General features: G+C 43.6%; 7 protein-coding genes. 5 read left to right on the top strand and 2 right to left on the bottom strand.

All coding sequences use genetic code 11. The features are described 5' to 3' along the window. Positions 1 to 259: 259 nt before the first annotated feature. Positions 260 to 2,191 (bottom strand): ATP-binding cassette domain-containing protein, encoded by a 1,932-nt coding sequence (locus AC6CHI_RS15860; RefSeq protein ID WP_498122437.1) that lies wholly within the window; start codon positions 2,189 to 2,191, stop codon positions 260 to 262. Between the two features lie 185 nt (positions 2,192 to 2,376). Here AC6CHI_RS15860 and AC6CHI_RS15855 point away from each other — a divergent pair, with 185 nt between their 5' ends. From AC6CHI_RS15855 to erpA, 4 genes are all read left to right on the top strand, one after another. Next, positions 2,377 to 3,384 carry a putative solute-binding protein gene (locus AC6CHI_RS15855; RefSeq protein ID WP_498122435.1) on the top strand — a complete coding sequence of 336 codons (1,008 nt, stop codon included), beginning with the start codon at positions 2,377 to 2,379 and terminating at the stop codon, positions 3,382 to 3,384. Between the two features lie 221 nt (positions 3,385 to 3,605). After that, positions 3,606 to 4,616, top strand: a complete 1,011-nt coding sequence (locus tag AC6CHI_RS15850; protein ID WP_498122434.1) for a putative solute-binding protein — start codon at positions 3,606 to 3,608, stop codon at positions 4,614 to 4,616. Positions 4,617 to 4,791: 175 nt separating this feature from the next. After that, on the top strand, positions 4,792 to 5,799 hold the full coding sequence (locus tag AC6CHI_RS15845) for a putative solute-binding protein (protein WP_498122432.1): 1,008 nt from the start codon (positions 4,792 to 4,794) through the stop codon (positions 5,797 to 5,799). A gap of 124 nt (positions 5,800 to 5,923) precedes the next feature. After that, a complete protein-coding gene (erpA, locus tag AC6CHI_RS15840) occupies positions 5,924 to 6,259 on the top strand; it encodes an iron-sulfur cluster insertion protein ErpA (protein ID WP_458893506.1) in 336 nt (111 codons plus the stop codon). 47 nt (positions 6,260 to 6,306) lie between these two features. On the opposite strand, the gene AC6CHI_RS15835 is transcribed toward erpA, so the two are convergent. Further along, the gene (locus AC6CHI_RS15835) at positions 6,307 to 7,437 is read right to left on the bottom strand and encodes an anhydro-N-acetylmuramic acid kinase (RefSeq protein WP_498122431.1); all 1,131 of its coding nucleotides are present in this window, start codon (positions 7,435 to 7,437) and stop codon (positions 6,307 to 6,309) included. 63 nt (positions 7,438 to 7,500) lie between these two features. Between AC6CHI_RS15835 and tyrS the strand changes: the two genes are divergently transcribed. Beyond that, positions 7,501 to 8,733, top strand: coding sequence for a tyrosine--tRNA ligase (tyrS, locus tag AC6CHI_RS15830; RefSeq protein ID WP_458893508.1), 1,233 nt, complete (start codon positions 7,501 to 7,503; stop codon positions 8,731 to 8,733). Positions 8,734 to 8,777 lie beyond the last annotated feature (44 nt).

Raw genomic sequence — 8,777 nt, 5'->3', positions numbered from 1 at the left:
CTGCGTATTCTATACAGTTTTATTTGTTGTGCAACCCCTGTTTTGGGTTATTTTGCACAGGTGTTGTTTTTTTCCACAAAATAACGCAAAAAAATGCTTTTTCACTCATTTTTTAAGCATTTTTATAAAGAAATCGCATATTTATTTTCATTTCCTTAGTTTTATATTAGGTCTGAGTCTTCTCCTTTGTGTTTAGCCATCTCTCCGAAATAAGAAAAGCACAACGCTACGTTGTGCTTTTCTATTTCGCTGGGCTAGATTAAAAGGCGCTTTCGAGTTCTTCTAATTCCATCATCAAGCTCAACATCTCTTCTTCAATCTGTTCCAGCTTCGCTTTGAGCTGATTCTGCTCATCCATCAATTTCAACAAATCCTGCTTGCGCTCAGCTTCATATAGGCTGCTATCTCCCAGCAAGGTTTCAATGTCTTGCAAACGTGGCTGTAATTTTTCCATCTGTGCTTCGCATTTTTCAATATTTTTACGAATCGGACGGGTTTGTTCACGGCGTCGGGCTGCTTCTTTACGCTGAGCTTCTTTATCCAGTTTAGAAATCGCGGGTTTGGCTTCGACTTGTGACTGAACTGGGGCAGCAGGTTGTTGCCCACTTTTCATCATTTCAATACGTGCTTGACGGAGCCATTCTGCATAAGCAGTTAAGTCACCATCAAAGTCACGACAAGTGCCTTTGTGTACCAACAATAGCTCGTCACAAACGCTAGCAATGAGTTGACGTTCGTGCGACACCAATACCACAGCCCCTTCAAAATCTTGTAGAGCCATGGTCAGGGCATGTCGCATATCCAAATCTAAATGGTTGGTCGGTTCATCTAGAATAAGAACATTCGGGCGTTGCCAGACAATCAATGCTAAGGCTAAACGGGCACGCTCTCCCCCTGAGAAGCTTTCACTCGGTGTATCCATACGCTCGCCACTAAAGCCAAAGCTGCCCAAGAACGAACGTAAACTTGCTTCACTGATTTTAGGATCTGCAATACGGGCCAATTGCAACATTGGGCTAGCATTCCCGTCTAGGGCATCCATCTGGTGCTGAGCGAAATAGCCAATATTCAATAATTCAGAGGCTTTTCGTTGCCCGGCCAATAAAGGAAGATCACCCACTAAGGATTTGATCAGGGTTGATTTACCAGCACCATTCATGCCCAATAAACCAATTCGACTGGTGGGGGTAATTTGCAGGTTCACATTGGTCACAATCAGTTTTTCACCATAACCAATATCCGCACTTTCAAGTTCTAATAAAGGTGAACTCATTTTTGACGGTTCACGGAAACTAAAAGTAAACGGCGTATCCACATGCGCAGCAGATAGTTCCTGCATGCGTTCTAATTGTTTAATTCGGCTTTGTGCTTGCTTGGCTTTGGTGGCTTGCGCTTTAAAGCGGTCGATATATTTTTGCAAATGCGCACGGGTTTCTAATTGCTTTTCATAGGCCTGTTGTTGTTGCGCTAACCTTTCGCTGCGGGTCCGTTCAAAAGTCGAGTAATTGCCTGTATATAAGGTGAGCTCTTGATTTTCAATATGTAAAATATGATCGGTGATAGCATCCAAGAAATCACGGTCATGTGAAATCAGCACCAAAGTGCCTTCATAAGCTTTAAGCCAATCTTCTAACCACAGAATCGCATCTAAATCTAAATGGTTGGTCGGTTCATCCAATAACAATAAATCTGAGCGGCTCATGAGAGTACGTGCCAGATTCAGACGCATCCGCCATCCACCCGAGAAACTTGACACATCGAGCTGGGATTGATGCTCAAAGAAACCTAGACCCGCCATAAGTTGCGATGCTTTAGCAGCTGCCGAATAGCCATGAATTTCATCAAAGCGGCCATATAAATGCGCCAGTTCATCATTGCTTAAGTTTTCAGGATGATCCAGTTTGTGCTGAATTTCCCAATATTCTTCATCACCCGATAAAACAAAATCAATGGCTTTCATATCTAAAGCTTTGATTTCTTGAGCCATATGGGCAACCGTCCACACCGCAGGACGGGTTAGACTCCCTTCATCTGCACCCAATTCCCCTAAAAATGCCGCGAATAAGGTCGACTTCCCGGCGCCATTCACGCCAGTAAGACCAATTTTCCAACCTGGATGTAATTGCATCGAGGCTTTTTGAAAGAGGACACGCCCTCCACGGCGAATGGAAAGTTGGTCTAATTGAATCATGACAAATACTGGCGGATAAAAAATTAACGCTATTCTAAAGGAAGTCGTTTAGAAATGAAAAAAGCAGCGTGAAATAACCGCACATTGAGCTATTGGTCGGAAATAGAGTAATAGCTCTATTTTATTCCCATAAATCATGTTTAGATGAAGCGCTTCCTAAAAAATGAAAATAATGAGGTGAAATAATGAAAAAAGCCTTTTTTATCTTATCCACGGCAACACTCTGCAATTTAACCACTTTGGCTCACGCCAATATTCATGTCTGTGTTTTTGATTTATTGGGCAAATCTGGAGAATCTTATAAATTTCTGGAAGAGTGGGCTTTAGCCAGTAAGAACTGGGGCGCAAATATAGACCTGACAGCTTATCAAGATGAAGCCAAGCTAGATCAAGACTTTAAGGCAGGAACCTGTGATGGTTTTTATATGACCTCCATGCGCGCCCGTAACTATAATAAATTTGCTGGTTCAATTGATGCCCTTGGTGGTGTGCCCAATCATGCGATTGCACAAAAAGCCATTATTTATGTCTTAGATAAAAGAAACAATAAACGTCTGCTCACCAAAATTGGCAATGAAAGTTATGAAGTCGCTGGGATTGGTCAAATTGGTCCCGCTTATTTATTTGTTCGAGATAAGTCTGTTAATAGTGTGGAAAAACTGCATGGAAAAAAAATTGCGGTTATGGAGTTTGATCAAGCCCAGAAAATTATGGTGAAACGCATCAATGCTGTTCCTGTGATGTCAGAAATTTCCAATTTTGTGAAAAAATTTAATCAGAATGAAGTCGATGTCGTACCTGCTCCCGCATATGCATTTAAGCCTCTGGAAATTTACAAAGGCTTAGGTTCAAACGGCGCAATGCTGAATTTTCCGGTATTAAATGTTACCGCTGACCTCATTATCCGCCCCAGCAAGTTTCCACAAGGCTTTGCACCTCAATCCCGTCAATGGTTTATTCGTCAACTCCCTAAAAGCTTTGCCATGGTACAGCGCCTAGAAGCGACCATTCCAACTAAATATCGCCTGGAACTCGACCGGGATGATAAAGAAAAATATCAAAAACTGTTACGTGATGCTCGCATAGACCTGACCCAACAAGGGATCTATGACCCAACCATGATGACTGTGTTAAAAAAGGCGCGCTGTACCGTGGAGCGCACCAACTTTGAATGCTCTTTGGCTGGAGAATAACCCTGCATCTTTTTTTTAAGTGCAGTAACAGTGCTTAACCCAATGATTTTTATTTAAACGTTCCAGAGCATTGGACAATTTGACAGCATTTTGTTCAGTACACTGTCATTTTTTTATTTTGAAATGGAGTAAATACTCTATTTATACGTGTAAAACTTGCTTAATATGCTCTACGTGTAAGGACACTAAGAACAAGAATCAATCTGAACAGGATGAATACAATGAAAAAAGTCATGTTGGGTTTCGCTGCGATGACCGCAATCGGACTCTCTACCACGACTCAAGCAGCAAAAGTCGATGTCTGTGTGTTCGACTTACTCGGTAAGTCTGGTGAGTCGTATCAAATGGCACAAGAATGGGCACTGGCAGCCAAAAGCTGGGGGGCTGAAGTCAACCTGATTCCGCGACAAGATGAAGCCGTTGCAGATAATGATTTTAAAGCTGGTAAATGTGACGGCGTGTTTATGACAGCCATGCGAGCCCGTCAGTACAACAAATTTGCAGGCTCGATTGATGCCTTGGGGGGCGTACCCAGCAATGCCATTGCACAAAAAGCCATTAGCTTTGCCTTAGACCAACGGAATGCCAGCAAAATGGTCACGACCCTCGGTGGCAAAAAATATGAAGTTGCAGGCATTGCACCACTCGGCTCTGCCTTTATTTTCGTGCGTGATAAAAACATCAATTCAATCGAAAAAGCCGCAGGTAAAAAGTTTGCCGTTTTAGGCTATGACCAAGCACAGAAAATCATGGTGCAACGTGTCGGTGCACAAGCGGTCATTTCCGATGTTTCTAATTTTGTGGCTAAATTTAATAATGGTCAGGTCGACATGGTCGGTGCACCAGCCTACGCCTACAAACCTCTAGAAATTTACAAGGGCTTAGGCAACAGTGGTGCAATGTTTAATTTCCCTGTGCTGCAAGTGACTGCCGACTTTGTGATTCGCCCCGATCAGTTCCCCGCAGGATTTGGACAAAAATCTCGTGATTGGTTCGTTAAAAACCTGCCGAAGAGTTTCTCCATGATTAATCGCCTAGAAGCAGCTATTCCGGCTAAATATCGTATGAACTTGAGTGCCGAAGATAGAATCAAATACCAAAAAATGCTACGTGATGGTCGTATGGATCTGACCAAGCAAGGTATTTACGATGCCAGTATGATGAGTGTCCTGAAAAAGGCACGTTGTTCTGTTGATAAAGCCAACTTCGAATGTTCCATGGCTGGCGAATAACCCCTGTTCTCAAAAAGCCTAGACTGTTCTAGGCTTTTTAATATCAGTTTTCCATTCAAGCATCATCCATCGATCTTTGTGCTTTTTCATTGCAGCTTAGATTCTAGGAAGATGTATACCTTTGCCCTGACTGCTTACAACTCAATAAAAATAAAACGATAAGGAAATTTCAGCTATGCAAAATTATTACAGCACGACCCTGTTAGGACTGGGACTGTGCCTAGCAAGCAACTTTGCCCAAGCGAAACAAGTGGTGTGTGTATTTGACTTGGTCGGTAAAAGTGGCGATGTCTACGCGCTCATGAAAGACTATCAACTGGCTGCAAAAAATTGGGGCGCAGATATTGAACTACGAGTTGCACAAAATGAAGCCGTGATTACCGAGGACTTCAAAGCTGGTAAATGCGATGGCATTAGTGTCACAGGCATGCGGGGACGCCAATTTAATGATTTTACCGGTTCATTAGATGCCATTGGTGCGATCCCGAATTTGAAATTGGCGGTCAAAGTCATGCAAGGTCTGGCAAGCCCAACCTTTAGCAAATATATGGTGAAAGGCAAATATGAAATTGCCGGAGTGATTCCTGTTGGCGATGCATTTCTAATGGTGAATGACCGTAATATCAATACCGTTGCCAAAGCGGCAGGTAAAAAAATTGCTGTACTCGATTATGATCAGGCACAAAAAATTATGGTGCAGCAAGTCGGTGCACAAGCCGTCAGTGCAGACGTCACTAATTTTGGCAGCAAATTTAATAATGGTCAGGTCGATATTATTGGTGCACCTGCGGCTGCATTTAAACCTTTGGAATTGCATAAAGGTTTAGGCAGTAAAGGGGCAATTGTGAACTATCCGATTTTACAGGTCACAGGCAATATTATTATTCGCCCAGAGCGCTTTCCTCACGGTTATGGTCAGCAATCCCGTGAATGGGTCAAATCACAACTGCCCCGCGCATTTGGCATTTTAGGGAAGATGAAAGCCGACATTCCGAGCAAATACTGGATGGACGTCCCTGCAGCAGACAAGCCTGGCTATCAAAAAATGATGCGGGAAGCACGGATTAATTTGACTCAACAAGGCGTCTATGACAAGCGCATGATGAAACTGTTATGGCAGTTCCGCTGTAAGGAAGATGCCAAAAACTTCGAATGTGGTTTACAAGATGAAAACTACAAATAATCTTGATAAAATTACTCTGATTTGACTTTTAATCTTCGAATATTGACCATATATTGAGTATGCTATACTAGATATTGGTCTTTTTGATTTTTAAAAGACGCGAAACCGAACAGAGGAATCTATCATGACTGCTCCAGCGCTTGTGTTGACCGACAATGCTGCAAATAAAGTACGCCAATTGCGCGATAGTGAAGGCAACCAAGATTTAATGTTACGTGTCTATGTAACGGGCGGGGGTTGTTCAGGCTTTTCTTATGGCTTTAACTTTGCCGACAATATGAATGAAGATGATGCTGAATTCATTAATGGTGATGTCAAAATGCTGGTGGATTCACTGAGCTATCAATACCTTGTTGGTTCTATCGTGGATTATGTGGAAGGTTTGGAAGGTTCGCGTTTTATTGTACAAAATCCAAATGCGACCACTACTTGTGGCTGTGGCTCATCGTTTTCGATTTAAGTGGCATACTAAGAAAAAACCTCCGCATAGCGGAGGTTTTTTTGTATTTAAACCACAGTGATACTGCCTAAAATACGATAGCCCTGTGCCCCTGTGACTGCGGGTAAGTTACCACTGAGCTGTTGCACAAAGCGCATGGCTAACCAAGCAAATGCAGTCGCCTCTACCCACGTTGGGCTTAAGCCTAAATCTGCAGTACTTTGTACAGTCCACTGATGCTTGCGTAAACGCCAGCGCAATTGTTCTAACAATTGCGAATTATAAGCTCCCCCACCACAGACATAGACCTCACCGGTATCCATGCCAGAACGATAGATCGCTTTTTTAATCGCACGCGTCGTCAGTTTAAGCAAGGTTGCTTGCACATTCTCAGGCGTATCTTCTAATTCATCATAGGCCAGCTCATCATTGCGCCAGTCCATGATCTGATCATCAAGCCAATCTAGATTAAAATCTTCACGCCCTGTACTTTTGGGCGGTTCTTTGCCAAAAAAGTCATGGGCCTGTAAACGCTCTAATAAACTGCGAATCGGTTGACCATAAGCGGCCCAATTGCCATTTTCATCGTAGGGCTGCCCAGTATAGCGATGACACCAGGCATCCATGAGGATATTGGCAGGACCTGTATCAAAACCTAAAACTTGCTCAGGTGCACCTGCAGGCAACAGACTGACATTGGCAATGCCACCCAAGTTCAGAATCACGCGATGAATACTGTCGTGTTGAAAAATATCTTGATGGAAGGCAGGCACTAAAGGTGCGCCCTGCCCACCTGCCGCCATATCACGGCGACGAAAATCCGAAACAACCGGAATTTGGGTAATTTCAGTAATGATATTCGGATCGCCAATCTGTAGAGTAAACCCATGCTCTGGGCGATGACGAATGGTCTGCCCATGCGAACCAATGGCTTTAATTTGACTCCGGTCAAGCTGATGTTGCTCAATCAGCGTATTGATGCCTTCTCCAATCATGTTTGCCAGAGCCACATCAGCCTTGCCCATACGATCGATTTCGTTGTCATCCGGCAAAGTCAGTGCCATGAGTTGATCACGTAAATCAGGGTCAAAAGCTAAGGTGAGCGTGGCATGCAACTGCAATGGATCGAACGAAGCGGCTACAATATCTACCCCATCCATGCTGGTGCCGGTCATTACGCCAATATAGATTGCTGTCATGATTATTCTAAAGCCTGCAATGTGCTGAAAAAGTGTTAGTATATCGCACAAATTGAATAACTGATGTGTTTGGGTTTTGTGATGTCAAATTTCCTGCCAGCTGAAGAACAACTTGCCCTCATTCGACGAGGCACTCATGAAATTATTTCTGAAGAGGATCTGCTAAAGAAACTCAAAGAAAATCGTCCTCTAAAAATTAAAGCAGGTTTCGATCCTACTGCACCTGACTTGCACTTAGGTCATACGGTTTTAATCAATAAATTAAAAACTTTCCAAGACCTCGGTCATGAAGTGTTTTTCTTGATTGGTGACTACACCGCCATGATTGGTGACCCAACGGGGAAAAGCGCGACTCGCCCACCATTATCGCGTGAGCAAGTCTTGGAAAATGCCAAAACCTATCAAGAGCAAGTGTTTAAAATTCTTGATCCGAACAAAACCAAAGTGGTGTTTAACTCGGAATGGTTTGCGACCAAAACCGCGGCTGATTTAATTCAGTTAGCTTCACAGCAAACCGTTGCGCGCATGTTGGAGCGTGATGACTTCACCAAGCGTTATAACAACCAACAACCGATTGCGATTCATGAATTCTTGTATCCATTGGTACAGGGCTATGACTCGGTAGCCTTGCATGCTGATGTCGAGCTGGGCGGAACAGATCAAACCTTTAACTTGCTCATGGGGCGTACCTTACAAGGTCGTTATGATCAAGAAGCTCAAGTCTGCATTACCGTGCCTATTCTTGAAGGTTTAGACGGCGTCAACAAAATGTCTAAATCTTTGGGCAACTACATTGGTGTCTTTGATACCCCAGGGGCCATGTACCAAAAAGTGCTGTCTATGCCTGATGCTTTGATTGAGCGCTATTTTGATCTACTCAGCTTTAAATCGGTTGAAGACATCCAAGTATTGCTAAAAGAAATTGAAGAAGGCCGCAACCCACAAGACGTGAAGAAAATTCTTGCACTGGAGTTGGTTGAACGTTTCCACGGTGCGGAAGCCGCGGCCAATGCCCACAAAGGTGCCGGTAACATCATTACCGAAGGTGAACTTCCAGAGGGCACACCTGAAGTGACTATTTCACGTGCTGAGTTTGGCGGTGAAATGTTTATTGCTTCGATTGTTCGTGCTGCAGGCTTAACCAAGAATGCAGCCGCAGCGAAGGATGCTGTTTCACGTGGAGCCGTTAAAGTGGACTGGAACGTGGTCGACGCGAGCTTCTCGGTAAAAGAGAACACCACCTTGATCGTACAGGCGGGTAAAAAAGCCATTGCCAAAGTGACGTTCACCGACTAATCCAAGATCAATCCAAAGCAGGTCTCAGGACCTGCTTTTTTTTA

It is taken from the genome of Acinetobacter sp. GQ146, from assembly GCF_059758585.1.
Note: the sequence above shows the minus strand (reverse complement) of the source record. Positions and strands in the feature narration are given on the sequence as shown.